Consider the following 15,273-nt stretch of genomic DNA (forward strand, 5'->3'; position numbering starts at 1 on the left):
ACCACTCGAACACAAGGAATCGGCATGACCCACGGCTCCGGCAGCGACGACAAGGGTGATCCCACCCATCCCTGGGCCAATCTGACGGCGGCCGAACTCGATGCGCTCGACACGGTGTCACGCAATCTGATGCAGGCCTCGCTGCAGTCGCAAAAGCTGATGTCCAATGTGATGCAGAAGGCGCTCGAGGGCGAGGCCGTGATGCCGCAGGCCGATCCCTTTCATGCCGCTCCGGAATTCAAGGAAGTCTGGCAACATATTGTCACCCAGCCGGATCTGATGATGAAGGCCCAGGCCGAACTGGCCAAGGGTTATCTCGATCTGTGGAGCAATACGACAAGGCGGGTGATGGACAAACCGGTCGAGCCCACCATCAAGCCGGAACCGGGCGACAAGCGCTGGCGCAGCGATGACTGGACGGAAAATCCGGTTTTCGACGCGATCAAGCAATCCTATCTGATGAACCAGCATTTCATGATGGGGCTGGTCCAGGGCGTTGAGGGCGTCGATGAGCGCACCAAGCGCAAGGTGGAATTCCTCACCAAACAGATGACCGACGCCCTGTCGCCGACCAATTTCGCCCTGACCAATCCCGATGTCCTGCGCGAGACGATGCGAACCCATGGCGCCAATCTGACCCAGGGGCTGGAAAACCTGGTCGAGGATCTGCAGGCGGGCGGCGGTGGCCGTCTGGCCCTGCGCCAGACCGATATGGATGGTTTTCGCGTCGGCATCGACCTGGCCACCACGCCCGGCAAGGTCGTGTTCCAGAATGAAATCATCGAGCTGATCCAGTATGCGCCGACCACCGAAACGGTGAAGCAACGCCCGCTGCTGATCGCGCCGCCCTGGATCAATAAATTCTACATTCTCGACCTGCGCGAGAAGAACTCCATGATCCGCTGGCTGACCCAGCAAGGCTTCACCGTCTTCCTGATCTCCTGGGTCAATCCGGGCACGGAATTGAAGGACAAGACCTTCGAGGACTACATGCATCAGGGCCTGCTGGCCGCGATTGATGCCATCGAGGACGCCACCGGCGAGACCTCGGTCAATACGGTCGGCTATTGCGTCGGCGGCACCCTGCTCGCCTCGACCCTGGCCTGGCTGGAGGCGAACGGACAGCCGGAGCGCATCGCCTCGGCGACCTTCTTTGCGGCCCAGACCGATTTCGAGCTGGCCGGCGAACTCCTGCTCTTCGTCGATGATGAATGGATCGCCGAGATTGAGCGCCTGATGGACGCCCAGGGCGGTGTCCTCGATGGCCGCACCATGGCGGACACGTTCAACCTCTTGCGCTCGAATGATCTGGTCTGGTCCTTCGTCGTCAACAACTACCTGCTCGGCCGCCAGCCACAGGCCTTCGATCTCCTGTTCTGGAATGCCGACCAGACCCGCATGCCCAAGGCGTTGCACCTCTGGTATCTCAAGAACATGTATCGCGACAACAAGCTGGCCAAGGGCGAGCTGGATTTCAACGGCGTCAAACTGGAGCTCGGCTCGGTCCGGACACCGGTCTATATGCAGGCCTCACGCGACGACCATATCGCGCCCTACCCGTCGGTTTATCGCGGCGCCAGACTGTTCGGTGGCCCGGTGCGTTACATGATGGCGGGCTCGGGTCACATCGCCGGCGTCATCAATCACCCCGACGCGCATAAATACCAGTACTGGACCAATGACGCCCTGCCCGGCACGGTCGAGGAATGGCTCGAGGGCGCGACAGAAACCCCCGGCTCCTGGTGGCTCGACTGGCGCGACTGGCTTTACCAGCGCTCCGGCAAGGATGTAGCAGCGCGCCAGCCAGGTGGCGGCAAGCTAACGGCTATCCGGGACGCACCGGGCAGCAATGTTCTGGTCAGGAGCGATGCGAAGGATGCGGGGAAGGCTGAGGCGGCTGCGCCGACGCCGGCGGCGAAGCCACAAACCAAGGCCAGGCCCAAAGCAGCGGCAAAGGCGAAGCCCGCCACAAAACCGAAAGCCAAGCCTAAGGCGAAAACCGCCACCAGAACGCCGGTCAAAAAACCAGCCAAGGCACGAGCCAAAACACCAAGCTCGCCCTCCTGATTCAAGTCAAAATGACAACGGACATGGCAGCGTCGTCCGAACGAACATCGCCCCATCTCCAAACGAAAAACGGGCGGCTCCCATAAGGAACCGCCCGTAATTCTGTAGCCGATAATCGCTGGTGCGATTAGCGCTTCGAGAACTGGAAGCTACGACGGGCTTTCGCACGGCCGTATTTCTTGCGCTCGACGACGCGGCTGTCGCGGGTCATGAAGCCACCGGCTTTCAGGACGCCGCGCAGGCCTGGTTCAAAGGCGGTCAGAGCCTTGGAGATACCGTGACGCACGGCACCGGCCTGGCCGGACAGACCGCCGCCCTTGACGGTGGCGATGACGTCAAACTCGTTGACGCGTTCGGCACATTCCAGCGGCTGCTGCAGCAACATGCGCAGAACCGGGCGGGCAAAATAGGTTTCCTGGTCGCGGCCATTGACCGTGATCTTGCCGGAACCGCGCTTGATCCACACACGGGCAATCGCGTTTTTGCGCTTGCCAGTGGCGTAGGCACGGCCGAGGGCGTCGATCTGGGGTTCGACAGGAGCGGTTTCAGCTTCAACCTGGACGGCATCGGCTGTTTTCATGACGACCTTCAGGTCGTCGAGCGAGCGGGCTTCTTCAGACATATCAGCCTCTCGAATTCTTGGAGTTCATGGATTTGAAATCGATCAGCTCGGGCTGTTGGGCCTCGTGCTTGTGATCGGTCCCGGCATAAACACGCAGCTTTGAGAATTGCTGACGCGCGAGCGGGCTATCCTTGGGCAGCATGCGCTTGATCGCATTTTGCAGAACGCGCTCTGGGAAACGGCCGTCCAGCAGTTTTGCCGGGCTCGTTTCCTTGATGCCGCCCGGGTGACCGGTATGGCGATAATAGCGCTTGTCTTCACGCTTCTTGCCGGTAAAGACGCACTTCTCGGCATTGACGATGATGACGTGGTCACCGGTATCGGTGTGCGGGGTGAAATCCGGGCGATGCTTGCCACGAAGACGGGTTGCAACGAAAGCGGCGAGACGGCCGACAACGACCCCCTCCGCATCAATCACGATCCACTTGTGGACGACATCCGCGGGCTTTGCGGAAAAGGTTTTCATAATTATCCTGCCTCATGCCTGCTGGCGTGGGTTTGGTTTCGAGCGCGCGGTGTAGGGCGCGTTTTGCACCCGGTCAAGCGGTACGCGAATTTCCGCTGCGTTTTTATACAGCTAGGCATGCGGTTATATAATACCGCATCACGCTGTGATCGTCATCTTCCCGTCGTGATGCGCTTGTATTAGCAAAGAATTCCTGATCGACCCGGAGCATCCTCATGTCCCTCACCCGCCGGCTTTTTCTGCGTAACTCCATCGCCACATCAGCTGCATTTACAGGGCTGGCTACACTGGCTGGCTGCCAGTCGCGCGAGGTGGGCGGCTATATCAACCAGGTCACCGGCTACGGCCCGTTGCAGGCGGATCCGGCTGAATTATTCGATCTGCCCCGCGGCTTTTCCTATCAGGTGCTCTCGACAGTCGGAGACGAGATGACCGACGGTCTTCTCGCGCCCGGTGACTATGACGGCATGGGCTGTTTCGCCCGCGATGACGGCCGCATCGTACTGGTACGCAATCATGAGCTCAATCCGGGACAGGTCGAGGTCTCCCCGTTCGGCCCGGCCAATGAGCGTCTCGATCTGATCGATCGGACGCGCGTCCATGACTGGACCGCCGATGGCCTGCCCAATCTGGGTGGCACCAGCCATCTCGTCCTCGATCCGCAGACGCTGGCCGTCGAGGAAGAATATCTCTCCCTGATCGGAACCTATAATAATTGCGCCGGCGGGATCACGCCCTGGGGCAGCTGGATCACCTGCGAGGAAACCACGGTGGGAATCGGCGATGCTGCCCGCGTCGAGCATGGCTATTGCTTTGAGGTACCCTCCTCGGCCACAGGTCTGGTCACGCCGGTCCCGCTCAAGGCGATGGGCCGTTTTCGCCATGAGGCCGTCGCCATCGATCCCGATACCGGCATCGTCTATGAGACGGAAGACGAATATGACGGATGCTGCTTCTACCGCTTCCTGCCCGATGTCCCCGGTCAGCTGAGTCAGGGCGGACGGCTACAGGCGCTGGCGATCCGCGGCCGGCCCGGACTGGATATTCGCAACTGGGCCGAGACGGGCCCGAATGTGGCCGTCGGCGACTGGATTGAGGTCGAATGGGTCGATCTCGACGACGTCGAATCGCCCAATGCCGATCTGTGGATCCGCGCTGTGGCCGCCGGCGCGGCCCATTTCAGCCGTTGCGAGGGCCTGTATTGGGGGGATGGCGAATGCTATTTCACCAGTACGGACGGTGGCCCGGCCCATATCGGCCAGATCTGGCGCTACCAGCCCAGCCCGCTTGAAGGCCAGCCGGGCGAAAGCGCCCACCCGGCACGCCTGCAACTCTTCGTCGAAAGCGATGACCCGCAAATCATGGAGAAATGCGACAATGTCTGCGTCGCACCCTGGGGCGATCTGATCGTTCTGGAAGACGGCAGTGACGACCAGTACATCCGCGGCGTGACGCCTGCCGGTCAGATGTATACGATTGGCCGCAACGCTGCCTCCGGCCCGGACGGCAATAAGAGTGAGATTACCGGTCCATGTTTCAGTCCCGATGGTTCAACCCTGTTCTTCAACATTCAACGCTATCCCGGCCGCACCTTCGCGGTGCGCGGCCCCTGGGGCGATCGCTCCTTGTAGCAGCGGCGCTCAGCGCGCTGGCCGCCTGTGGCCCGACGCCGGAACAGGCGATCGAAGAGGCCGCAGCGGTCGAAGCCGCCAATCGCGAAGTCCTGGTCACTGCGGCCTTTGTCCGTGTCCAGGGCGGCGCGGCGGCCCTCGCCTTCCTGCCCAATCCTGATGCCGCATCGCTCGGTCTGATCGCCTCCGCGCCGCGCGAAGGCGGGCTCGACCTGTTCGATGCGGACGGCGAGCTTCGCACCCGCCATGCCGGCGTGCGGCTCTCCGGTCTGGCGACAGCCCCGGGCTTCCAGTTGCGTGGTGAGAACCTGCCCCTGATCTTTGGTGCCTCAGCCGACAGCAATGCCGTGCTCGGCTATGCCGTTGTCACCGATGGCATTCGCGTTCTCGATCTCCCACTCGCAGAAACCACACCGACAGACGGCGTTGCCGGACTTTGCCTGCATCGCGAGGGTGTCGGCTATGTCGACCTGGTCATTTTGGGCAATGGCCCCACCGCCCAGATATGGCGGATCCGCGATGCCGGCGAAGATGTCCTGCATGTCGAGCAGCGTCAGAGCTTCGCCCTCACCGCGCCGGCACGCCAGTGCGCGACGCTCGATGGCGACATCTATTTCGCCAGCCCGGCCAGCGGCATCACCCGCATCGGACCGGACGGCGTCATCGAGGCGGAGAATAATCAATCGGTGGTCAGCCTCGCTGTCGGCGATTTCAACGGTTCACGGCTGGTCCTGGCGACCGACGGTTCGACCGGCCAGGTGCACACATTCTACGCTCTGGATCTGATGCCCGCCTCGGAATTGACGATTGTCGACGGTCTGAGCACGCCGGGGATCGAGCAGCCATCGGCGATCGCGATCACACCGGACTCCTATGGCTTTACAGCCTATGTTGCAGGAATGATTGCCGTCTTCGATCAGGAAGATCAACGCATCAAGGTCATCTCCCATGATGCAGCCAGCCGGGCCCTCGTCAGCGCAGATTGATCGGGCCGCCCGATCCCGCAAGGGCCTATTCTCCACGCAATCAGGGCCTGTCCGGATCGGACGGGCCCTTTTGCATGGCAGGCGCTACATGGCGCGGCGCGCTGTCCAGGTGGCAATGAGCGTCGCAATGAAGAGCAAAATCGCCCCGCCCTGGTGCGCCAGCGACAGGCCAAGCGGGACAACCGCCAGCAGGGCCGCAATGCCGAGCCCGATCTGCGCAATCACCAGAGCTGGTAGAATGACCATGAAGGGTTTGAGAGCGACACGCGGCTCACGCCAGATCGCGACTGCAAATCCCAGCACGGCCAGCGCAACGAGATAGCCGGTCCAGCGATGGTTCATCTGCACCGCGGCGTGGCTCTCGAAAATCGCCTGCAGGAAAGGCAAGCCGGCGAGATAGTCCTCAGGCACCAATTGACCGTTCATCAATGGCCAGGTGTTGTAGATGCGCCCGGCATCGAGGCCGGCAACAAATGCGCCCAGCATGATCTGGAGAAAGACCAGCACCAGCAGTGCGGCGGCGGCGCCAACGAGGCGGCCCTGGCGAACGGGCGGCGGCCCGGTGCGGGCCGTCAATCCAAACCAGACACAGGCGCCAAGGATCAGAAAGGCCATCCCCAGATGCACGGCCAGCCTGTACTGGCTGACATCAAGCCGGTCGACCAGACCACTGGCGACCATCCACCAGCCAATACCCCCCTGCAAAGCGCCCAGGCCCAGCAGGGCCAGCAGACGGGGTTTGAGATGGCCGCTGATCGAACCGCGCAGCCAGAACACCAGTAGCGGCAGGCCATACACGAGACCAATCATGCGGCCGAGCTGGCGATGCGCCCACTCCCACCAGAAGATGGTTTCATAGTCGACCAAGGTCATGGTCGAATTCTGCTCCTGGAATTCCGTCGTCTGCTGATAGAGTCGGAAGGAGGCTTCCCAATCGGCCGCAGTCAGGGGCGGGATCGCGCCGGAGAGCGGCTTCCATTCCGTGATCGACAGACCGCTATCGGTCAGGCGCGTCGCGCCACCGACAAGGATCATGCCGCACACCATCAGGGCGACGATGAAAAGCCAGTTCGAGACCGCCTGGCTGGATGTGGAGCGATAGGACATGGAGCCTCCTGCGATGGAAGGCTTGGTAACGCATCACACGCCGGGGACAAGACGAAATGGCGGCGGTTTGATGTCGCAGGGCCAGCCAAACCGACCCGCTGGCCCACCGGCACGGGGAAATCTTCAGACTGGGAAATGATAGGTCAGGGTAATGACAGGTCAGGGAAATGGTCGGAACGGCGAGATTCGAACTCGCGACCCCTCGCCCCCCAGGCGAGTGCGCTACCGGACTGCGCTACGCTCCGACTTTCCTTGATCAGGCGGGCCAGAGCCAGCCTTAGCGGGGAAGCCGGTTATAGGCACAGCTCCCCGCCTCCGCAACTGCGCGTTCAGCGCAAAGGCAGGACGTGACTATCGCGGCTCGAGAACGGATTTGAGCTTGGCCCGCGCCTCTTCCAGGTCGCGCAGGACATCGGCAATCCCGCGCTCCGGCTCGCCCGGTGGGAGCGGTGGGCGGGGCGGTGAAGCCGGCGCTTCGCTATCAGCGGCATCCACTGCAACCGGTTCACGCGTCACGCTGTGCGTGGCGGGGTCGAGCAGCGCAGCGACGCCGTTGTCGGCGATGAATTTGCGGGCACCCCTTATGGTGAAACCATCTTCATAGAGGAGACGTTTGATCCCGCGCAACAGCGCCAGATCGGCGGGGCGGTAAAAGCGGCGCCCGCCCGCCCGCTTGAGCGGGCTGATTTGCGGGAATTTGCTTTCCCAGAAACGCAAGACGTGCGCGGGCACTTCAAGCTCTTCGGCAGCCTCGCCAATGGTCCGGAACGCGTCCGGAGATTTCTCTGTGACCGACATATTTGTCTCGCGCCGGCCTTCGGCTCAAACCGTGACTAGTCTTTCGACAGAGCCGAGTCGACGCGCTCCTTGAGCACCTGGGAAGGCTTGAAGACCAGGACACGCCTGGCTTCGATCGGCACTTCAATCCCCGTCTTCGGATTGCGCCCGACCCGGCCACGCTTGTCGCGCAACAGGAAAGACCCGAAGGATGAGAGTTTCACCGAATGTCCCGATGCCAGGGTGTCCGACATCAAAGCGAGTACCGACTGCACCAGGTCTGCCGATTCCTGTCGGGACAAACCGACTTCCCGGTAGACGGCCTCAGCCAGATCTGCACGCGTTAAAGTTTTATCTGACATAGTAATCCCCAAATCAGAGTCCTGAGTTAAGCCCGCATTGGCTTGCGGGTCAACGCCAAGGTCTTGGTTAGGCGTGTGAAACCAGTAATAATTGATATCACACCCGCGCCAGCACGGCACCCCAGGTGAATCCACCGCCCAGTGCTTCCATCAAAACCAGGTCGCCAGGCTTGATCCGCCCGTCCTGTACCGCGCGGTCAAAAGCGAGTGGTACCGAAGCTGCCGACGTATTGCCGTGATCGGCAACCGTGGAGATGACCTTGTGCGTCGGGATGGAGAGGCGCCGGGCGACGCCTTCCAAAATGCGCTGATTGGCCTGGTGCGGGACGAACCAGTCGATATCGGCAATCTTGATCCCGGTCCGTGTCGCGATCGTGCTCATGGACTCCGCGATATTGGTCACCGCATGGCGGAAGACCTGATTACCCAGCATGCGCAGATGCCCGACCGTGCCGGTCGAGGATGGCCCGCCATCAACGTGCAGCAAATCCTTGAAGCGGCCGTCTGAACGCAGATAGGTCGCCAGGATACCGGGCTCGGTGGCGGCATCGCCCCCGGGCTCCTGCGCCTGCAGGACCATCGCTCCGGCGCCATCGCCGAACAGGACGCAGGTCGAGCGATCGGTCCAGTCGAGAATGCGCGACATGGTCTCCGCGCCGACCACCAACACGTTTTGAGCCTGGCCCCGGGCGATAAAATTATCAGCGATGGTCAGCCCATAGATGAAACCGGAACATACAGCCTGGACATCAAAGGCAGCGCCTCCGCTGACACCGAGTCGGGCCTGGAGCAGGGTCGCGGTCGAGGGGAATGTGAAATCCGGCGTCGTGGTCCCGACGATGATCAGATCGATATCATCCGGGGTCAGGCCAGCCTGCTCAATCGCACGGCGCGACGCGATTTCCGCCAGGTCGCAGGTTGTCTCGTCGTCGGCCGCGATGTGGCGCTGACGGATACCCGTACGCTCACGGATCCAGCTATCGCTGGTATCAACCATGTTCGAGAGCTCGTCATTGGACAAAATCCGGTCCGGCAAATAGGAGCCTACCCCGGCAATACGCGCTCTCAATTCACTCATGACGCCGCAGCGATATCCTGTTCTTCGAAGCTCGCAAACTTATCCAGATTCTTGCGAATCTGGCTCATGAAATCACTCTTCGCCATCACCTGGGCCAGACCGAGCGCCGAGGCAAAGCCCTCGCCATCGGCGCCGCCATGGCTCTTGACCACAATCCCCTTCAGCCCGAGCAGGACACCGCCATTGATATAGCGCGGGTCCATCCGCCGCTTCAGTCGGTCCAGCGCGCCCAGCGCCAACAGGCCAGCTGCCAGCTTGGCGAAGAACGAGCTCGTCAACGCTTCACGCACCCAGCCCGCAACAAGGCGAGCGGTGCCCTCGGCGGTCTTCAGCGCGATATTGCCGGTGAAGCCGTCGGTGACAACGACATCAATGATGCCGGCGCTGATATCATTGCCTTCGATGAAGCCCTTATAGGCCATGTCGAGACCGGAATTACGGATCAGGCCGTCGGCTTCGCGGACGATATCATTACCCTTGAGCTCTTCCTGGCCAACATTGAGCAGGCCGACACTCGGGTGTTCGCCGCCAAAGACGGCACGGTGATAGGCCTCGCCCATAATCGCGAACTCGACCAGCTGGGTCGCTCCGCACTGCACATTGGCTCCAACGTCGAGCACGACGGTATGCCCTTTGGGGGTCGGCCAGTTCGCGGAGATTGCAGGGCGATGAATGCCCTTTTTCATCCGCAGGATAACTTTTGAAATCGCCATCAGCGCACCGGTATTTCCCGATGAGACAACGGCATGGGCCTCGCCAGACTTGACGCTCTGGATAGCGTTCCACATCGAGGATCCGCGTGCCCGGCGCACAGCCTCGGCAGGCTTGTCGGTCATCTGGACCAGGGTATCTGAATGACGCAATTCACATACAGCGGCCACCTTGGGATGCTTTAACAGCAAGGGCCCAAGCGCCGCTTCATCGCCGTGGAGCAAATAACGGGTCTGGCGCTCAGGCCAGCGCTTGAGCGCGTACCCGATCCCCTCGACCACAGCCTTGGGACCCAGATCGCCACCCATGGCGTCTACGGAAATGATTATTTCAGCGTTCATAGACAAACAAATCTGTCCCAAACGACGGCTTCAGCCGCCGGACGATGGCGGAACTTAGCCGATGACCGATGAGATGCAACACGTGAACTCGGTTGTCAGGGAGCAAGCAAAGCCGGCAATTCGCCCTGCGCCAGTGCCACCCCGCCTGTTTCATCAAGGGCGGCGACCACTGTCCGGACATACCGCGCAAGCGCTGCGGCCCGCGGATCAACGGAGTCAGCGGCCAGAAGGTTGCGCGACAGGGCCAGCTCAAGCGCCGCCGGATCCGCGTCGTCCAGTGCGCTGGCATAGCTTTGCGACCGACCATAAAAACCCTCGGCCATGAATCGCACCTTCTTGCCGACACCGGAATCACCGACACCGAGTTCGCGCATGGCGATATCGAAATCCTCGAACATGGTGTCAAACGCGATCTGGCTCACCGCCCGCCCGGCCTCACCGCCATCCCGTCGCAGGATTCGGATCGCCAGTGCCGTATGCAGCAGGATGAGTTCCAGCCGTCCTTCAAGCGTATCGGGCACACCCGCCTCGCCATACAAGGCCGGCTGCCGCGCCGCCTGTACAAGGGCAAGGTAGAGTGCCTTCCCGATCGCCTTTTCAGGCCGCCGCCTGAACCAGTTCCGCCACATGTGATCGGGGCTCCCTAATCTTCGGGCTTGAAGCTAAGCTGCACCTTGTTTAGGTCAAGGTTGGCATACAGACCGCCGGTGCGGTCTCGAGGAGTGTTTCATGAGCCGTCGCGTTCGCCTGTCCATTTTGATTGCCGCCTGCGCCCTGGGCGCTTCGGCATGCAATCCGATCCTTCGTTCCCACGGCTATCGCTACACGCTCGGCCAGGAACCCTCGATCATGCCCGACGAGGACTCGCGCGATTCGGTCATGCAGCGGCTTGGCAATCCATCCATGCGCGGTACTTTCGACGAGAACACCTGGTTCTATGTCTCGGCAACACGCGAATCCCTGGCTTATCTGCGCCCGGTGACACGCGACCGCCGTATCGTCGCCATCCGCTTCAATGACGAGACCGGCATGGTGACCGATGTCGTCGAATACACGCTCGAAGACGGTCGCATGGTTGATTATGTCAGCCGCGAGACCCCGACCCGGGGCCGTGAGCTGAGCCTGCTCGAGCAATTGCTCGGCAATATCGGCCGCCTGCCCGGTCAGCAATTCGGCGGCGAGGAAAACCTCCCCGGCGGCGCTGGCGGACCACGCCGCAACCAGTAACGGGTTCCAGAACCAGACATGAGAAAAGCCCCGGTCCTGCGACCGGGGCTTTTCTCTGTGTGATAATGAGCGTGCGGGCAGGACGCAAAGCGCCCTGCCCGGATCCGCTCTAGCGGGCCAGGAAGGCCAGCAGCAAGAGTGCCACGATATTCGTGATCTTGATCATCGGATTGACCGCAGGACCGGCTGTATCCTTGTAAGGATCGCCGACGGTGTCACCGGTAATGGCGGCCTTGTGGGCTTCAGAGCCCTTGCCGCCATGATTACCGTCTTCGATGTATTTCTTGGCATTGTCCCAGGCGCCGCCGCCAACAGTCATCGAGACTGCAACGAAGAGACCATTGACGATCACACCCATCAGCATGGCGCCGACAGCTGCGAGGGCCTGTTCCTGGCCGGCGAGCGCGTCGATCGCAAAGTAGAGCACGATCGGCGAGAGCACTGGAAGGAGGGACGGCACGATCATTTCACGGATCGCGGCCTTGGTCAGGATATCCACGGCGCGGCCATAATCAGGCTTTGCCTTGTATTCCATGATCCCCGGAATTTCCCGGAACTGGCGACGAACCTCGGCGACAACGGCACCTGCAGCCCGGCCAACCGCCATCATCGACATGCCGCCGAACAGGTAAGGCAAAAGCCCACCGAACAGGAGGCCGACGATGACATAGGGGTTCTTCAGGGAGAAGTCGGGTGCGAGGTGGAGCAGGTGTTCCACATCGGTCGTATAGGCCGCAAACAGCACCAGCGCGCCAAGGCCGGCGGAACCAATGGCATAGCCCTTGGTCACGGCCTTGGTGGTATTGCCGACCGCATCAAGCGTATCGGTGGTGTTGCGCACGCTTTCATCAAGCCCGGCCATTTCGGCGATACCGCCGGCATTGTCCGTGACAGGACCAAAGGCATCGAGTGCCACGATGACACCGGCCAGAGCCAGCATGGTGGTGACCGAGATCGCAATGCCGAACAGACCGGCCAGCGAATAGGTCGCGATAATACCGGCAATGATGATCAATGCCGGGATTGCCGTGGCTTCAAGCGAAACGGCCAGACCCTGGATGACATTGGTACCGTGACCGGAAACCGAGGCTTCCGCCACCGAACGCACCGGGCGGTATTCCGTGCCGGTATAGTATTCGGTGATCCAGATGATCGCGCCGGTGACGGCCAGACCAACGAGGCCGGAGAAGAACAGGTTCTGCCCCGTAATCATCAGGCCGGAGACTTCGGCGATATCACCCATCCCGTTTGGCAGGAAATAGTCAGTGACCAGCCACAGGCCGCCAACCGACAGAACACCGGCGGCGATCAGGCCCTTGTAGAGGGCGCCCATCACATTGGTGCCCTTGCCCAGGCGGACAAAGAAGGTGCCGATGATCGAGGTCACAATGCAGATCGCTGCGATGGCGAGCGGGTAAAGCATCATGATGACGCCGAGCTCGCCGGTGAAGAAGATCGAGGCCAGAACCATGGTCGCGACGATGGTCACGGCATAGGTTTCGAACAGATCCGCTGCCATACCGGCACAATCGCCAACATTGTCGCCGACATTATCGGCAATCGTGGCCGGGTTGCGTGGATCGTCTTCAGGGATACCTGCTTCAATCTTGCCGACCATGTCGCCGCCGACATCCGCACCCTTGGTGAAGATACCGCCACCGAGACGCGCGAAGATCGAGATCAGCGATGCACCGAAACCAAGCGCGACGAGGGAATCGACGACCATGCGGTCAGCCGATTCGAAGCCCATCAGATTGGTCAGGATCCAGAAATATCCAGCGACACCCAGCAGGGCGAGGCCCGCCACCAGCATGCCGGTGATCGCACCGGAGCGGAAGGCGATGTCCAGACCGGCCGCCAGGCTTTTGCTCGCAGCCTGGGTCGTGCGCACATTGGCGCGAACCGAGACCAGCATGCCGATAAAGCCGGCCGCGCCGGACAGGATGGCACCAACAAAAAAGCCGGCAGAAACCTGCCAGCCTAGGAAAAACGCGATCAGGACGCCAACGACAATGCCGACCATTGCGATGGTGGTGTATTGGCGCTTGAGATAGGCGTTAGCGCCTTCCTGGATGGCCGATGCAATTTCCTGCATCTTCTCTGTTCCGGCACTCTCCTTCATCAAACGTTGCGTCTGAACGACGCCGTAGATGAGCGCGAGAATGGCCGCTGCAATTGCTAGTAAAAGCATGTTCATGGCAGGTAGCCCCGTTTTTATTTCTGCGGATTGGTCGAGAAAGGAAACGGGAAAGCACAAACGTGAGAATCACGTCGACCTATTTCATACCTCCCCGATAGGCCGGACTATGCCCAAAGCCTTCGAAGGGCGCAACACGCCTTGTGGAGAGATTGGAATGTGGACGGCCAGGGCCGTCCAGACAGCAGGATTAGCGCCGCAGCATGCGGGTATCCTCGCCGCTCAACCGGATTTCGGCGATAGCCGATGCGCCATAATAATCACGGAGCACGGCCGTCCAGACCTGGGTGGCCAGATCACGGTTGAGACTGGACCCTTCAGCATTGGACAAGGATATTCTTGACGCTGCGCGCACCATGGCATCGAGGGCGAAATGGGTCCGCTCCTGCATGGTCCAGATATTCTGACCGTCCCCGGCGCGCACATGCACGCGCACATAGGCATAGCCGGTCAGTCGGCCATTGACCGAGAGCGGCGCAACAACAGCGGGAAGCGTGAAGACGCGAGGATCTTCCAGCATCTCATCCTCGGCTGCGGACTCCTCATCGGCTTCAGACGCAGGCAGATGAAACAGGGTCAAAAACCGGTTCACGGGGCCGGAATTGTCGGACCCGCCACCACCACCGCCGCCGCTCGCCAGCGCTGTTGAAGCGAAACAGGCAGACAGGACTATCGCCAGGAAAATACGCATGATCACCTCACCTTGAGCGTGGATCATGCCAGAGGCGCGTCAAAAATGCGTGAATCCGCCTGCGCCGGTCTCCATCACCTCACCATCCGCCCCCAGCAGGGCGATCCCCTGCCCTTGGGTGACGGCTCCGATCCGGGTCAGAACCAGGCCGATCCGGGGGCCGAGGGCCTCGATGGCGGCGCGGCAATCCTGCGGCGCGCAGAACAGTAATTCATAATCATCACCGCCCGTCACCAGCGCAGTGAGGCCAGCGCCGGGGGCTTCCTGCAGCCAGCGGCGAGCTTGAAGGGAAAGCGGGATTTCGCTCGCTTGAAGCTCCAGCCGAACGCCACTGACAGCGGCGATATGGCCACCATCCGCGATCAGCCCGTCGGAGACGTCCAGACAGGCCGAGGCCAGCCCGCGCAGCGCGACGCCAAGCTCCAGCCGCGGTTCTGGACGGCGATAGCGCTCAAGCAGAACAGGGTCTGCGGCCAGCTCGCCTCGGGCAATTGCCAGCCCCAGCATGGCGTCGCCGATCGTGCCAGAGACCCAGACATCCTCACCGGCCCGTGCACCGCGGCGTAGCAGCGCTGCCCCGACGGGAACCTGTCCCAGCAGGGTCAGGCTGATCGTCAGCGGGCCAGGGCCTGACGTTGTATCACCGCCGAGCAAGGCAAGGCCGAACCTGTCCTGGGCGCTGGCGAGGCCGTCAACGAAGCGGTCGCGCCAGGCCTGGGTGACGCCCCTTGGCCAGGCTATCGAGCTGAGATAGCCGAGCGGCTCGGCCCCCATCGCGGCGAGATCGGACAGATTGCTTCGCAGCGCGCGTTCGGCGGCGATTTCCGGCGGATCGGTTTTAAGGAAATGAACGCCCGCCACCAGCATGTCGGAGGCCGCCACAATCTGGCAACCGGGAGCCGGCGTCAGGACGGCCGCATCATCGGTCAGGTCAAGCGCGGCCGGATGGCCGCGGGCGAGCGGGGCCAGACGCGTTCGAATGAAACCGAACTCGCCGCTGCCCGCCATCC

Annotated in this window: 15 protein-coding genes and 1 tRNA gene; 4 read left to right on the forward strand and 12 right to left on the reverse strand. The window is 61.7% G+C overall.

The window, feature by feature from the left end; all coding sequences use genetic code 11:
* Window positions 1-24: 24 nt before the first annotated feature.
* Window positions 25-2,067 (forward strand): class I poly(R)-hydroxyalkanoic acid synthase, encoded by a 2,043-nt coding sequence (gene phaC, locus BLT42_RS04220; RefSeq protein ID WP_091767308.1) that lies wholly within the window; start codon window positions 25-27, stop codon window positions 2,065-2,067.
* A 127-nt stretch (window positions 2,068-2,194) separates the two neighbouring features.
* On the opposite strand, the gene rpsI is transcribed toward phaC, so the two are convergent.
* Together rpsI and rplM are read right to left on the reverse strand one after the other, a co-directional pair.
* The gene (rpsI, locus tag BLT42_RS04225; RefSeq protein WP_091767311.1) at window positions 2,195-2,689 is read right to left on the reverse strand and encodes a 30S ribosomal protein S9; all 495 of its coding nucleotides are present in this window, start codon (window positions 2,687-2,689) and stop codon (window positions 2,195-2,197) included.
* 1 nt (window position 2,690) lies between these two features.
* Window positions 2,691-3,155 (reverse strand): 50S ribosomal protein L13, encoded by a 465-nt coding sequence (gene rplM, locus BLT42_RS04230; RefSeq protein WP_091767314.1) that lies wholly within the window; start codon window positions 3,153-3,155, stop codon window positions 2,691-2,693.
* Between the two features lie 215 nt (window positions 3,156-3,370).
* Here rplM and BLT42_RS04235 point away from each other — a divergent pair, with 215 nt between their 5' ends.
* Both BLT42_RS04235 and BLT42_RS04240 read left to right on the forward strand, forming a co-directional pair.
* The gene (locus BLT42_RS04235; RefSeq protein WP_091767317.1) at window positions 3,371-4,786 is read left to right on the forward strand and encodes an alkaline phosphatase PhoX; all 1,416 of its coding nucleotides are present in this window, start codon (window positions 3,371-3,373) and stop codon (window positions 4,784-4,786) included.
* Entirely contained in the window at window positions 4,687-5,772 is a 1,086-nt protein-coding gene (locus BLT42_RS04240; RefSeq protein ID WP_091767320.1) for a hypothetical protein, read from the forward strand. Before BLT42_RS04235 ends, BLT42_RS04240 begins: the two co-directional genes overlap by 100 nt.
* Window positions 5,773-5,856: 84 nt before the next feature.
* On the opposite strand, the gene BLT42_RS04245 is transcribed toward BLT42_RS04240, so the two are convergent.
* The 7 genes from BLT42_RS04245 to BLT42_RS04275 all read right to left on the reverse strand — a co-directional run bounded on the left by BLT42_RS04245 (window position 5,857) and on the right by BLT42_RS04275 (window position 10,777).
* Window positions 5,857-6,879 (reverse strand): COX15/CtaA family protein, encoded by a 1,023-nt coding sequence (locus BLT42_RS04245; protein ID WP_091767323.1) that lies wholly within the window; start codon window positions 6,877-6,879, stop codon window positions 5,857-5,859.
* 168 nt (window positions 6,880-7,047) lie between these two features.
* Window positions 7,048-7,124: transfer RNA gene (locus BLT42_RS04250), tRNA-Pro, on the reverse strand.
* A 106-nt stretch (window positions 7,125-7,230) separates the two neighbouring features.
* Window positions 7,231-7,677: a MerR family transcriptional regulator gene (locus BLT42_RS04255; RefSeq protein ID WP_091767326.1), complete on the reverse strand. Its 447-nt coding sequence runs from the start codon at window positions 7,675-7,677 to the stop codon at window positions 7,231-7,233.
* A 35-nt stretch (window positions 7,678-7,712) separates the two neighbouring features.
* Window positions 7,713-8,018 carry an integration host factor subunit alpha gene (locus BLT42_RS04260; RefSeq protein WP_091767329.1) on the reverse strand — a complete coding sequence of 102 codons (306 nt, stop codon included), beginning with the start codon at window positions 8,016-8,018 and terminating at the stop codon, window positions 7,713-7,715.
* A 97-nt stretch (window positions 8,019-8,115) separates the two neighbouring features.
* The gene (locus BLT42_RS04265; RefSeq protein WP_091767332.1) at window positions 8,116-9,096 is read right to left on the reverse strand and encodes a beta-ketoacyl-ACP synthase III; all 981 of its coding nucleotides are present in this window, start codon (window positions 9,094-9,096) and stop codon (window positions 8,116-8,118) included.
* Complete coding sequence (plsX, locus tag BLT42_RS04270) at window positions 9,093-10,148, reverse strand: phosphate acyltransferase PlsX (protein WP_091767334.1); 1,056 nt, start codon at window positions 10,146-10,148, stop codon at window positions 9,093-9,095. Before plsX ends, BLT42_RS04265 begins: the two co-directional genes overlap by 4 nt.
* Before the next feature lie 95 nt (window positions 10,149-10,243).
* On the reverse strand, window positions 10,244-10,777 hold the full coding sequence (locus BLT42_RS04275) for a ubiquinol-cytochrome C chaperone family protein (RefSeq protein ID WP_091767337.1): 534 nt from the start codon (window positions 10,775-10,777) through the stop codon (window positions 10,244-10,246).
* A 100-nt stretch (window positions 10,778-10,877) separates the two neighbouring features.
* Here BLT42_RS04275 and BLT42_RS04280 point away from each other — a divergent pair, with 100 nt between their 5' ends.
* Window positions 10,878-11,375, forward strand: a complete 498-nt coding sequence (locus BLT42_RS04280; RefSeq protein ID WP_091767340.1) for an outer membrane protein assembly factor BamE — start codon at window positions 10,878-10,880, stop codon at window positions 11,373-11,375.
* 109 nt (window positions 11,376-11,484) lie between these two features.
* On the opposite strand, the gene BLT42_RS04285 is transcribed toward BLT42_RS04280, so the two are convergent.
* The 3 genes from BLT42_RS04285 to thiL form a co-directional block, all read right to left on the reverse strand.
* Window positions 11,485-13,572 (reverse strand): sodium-translocating pyrophosphatase, encoded by a 2,088-nt coding sequence (locus tag BLT42_RS04285; RefSeq protein ID WP_091767343.1) that lies wholly within the window; start codon window positions 13,570-13,572, stop codon window positions 11,485-11,487.
* A gap of 190 nt (window positions 13,573-13,762) precedes the next feature.
* A complete protein-coding gene (locus BLT42_RS04290) occupies window positions 13,763-14,290 on the reverse strand; it encodes a hypothetical protein (RefSeq protein WP_091767345.1) in 528 nt (175 codons plus the stop codon).
* A 12-nt stretch (window positions 14,291-14,302) separates the two neighbouring features.
* Entirely contained in the window at window positions 14,303-15,271 is a 969-nt protein-coding gene (gene thiL / locus BLT42_RS04295; RefSeq protein ID WP_091767347.1) for a thiamine-phosphate kinase, read from the reverse strand.
* Window positions 15,272-15,273: the final 2 nt, after the last annotated feature.

Source organism: Maricaulis salignorans (assembly GCF_900103475.1).
Classification (GTDB): Bacteria; Pseudomonadota; Alphaproteobacteria; order Caulobacterales; family Maricaulaceae; genus Maricaulis; species Maricaulis salignorans.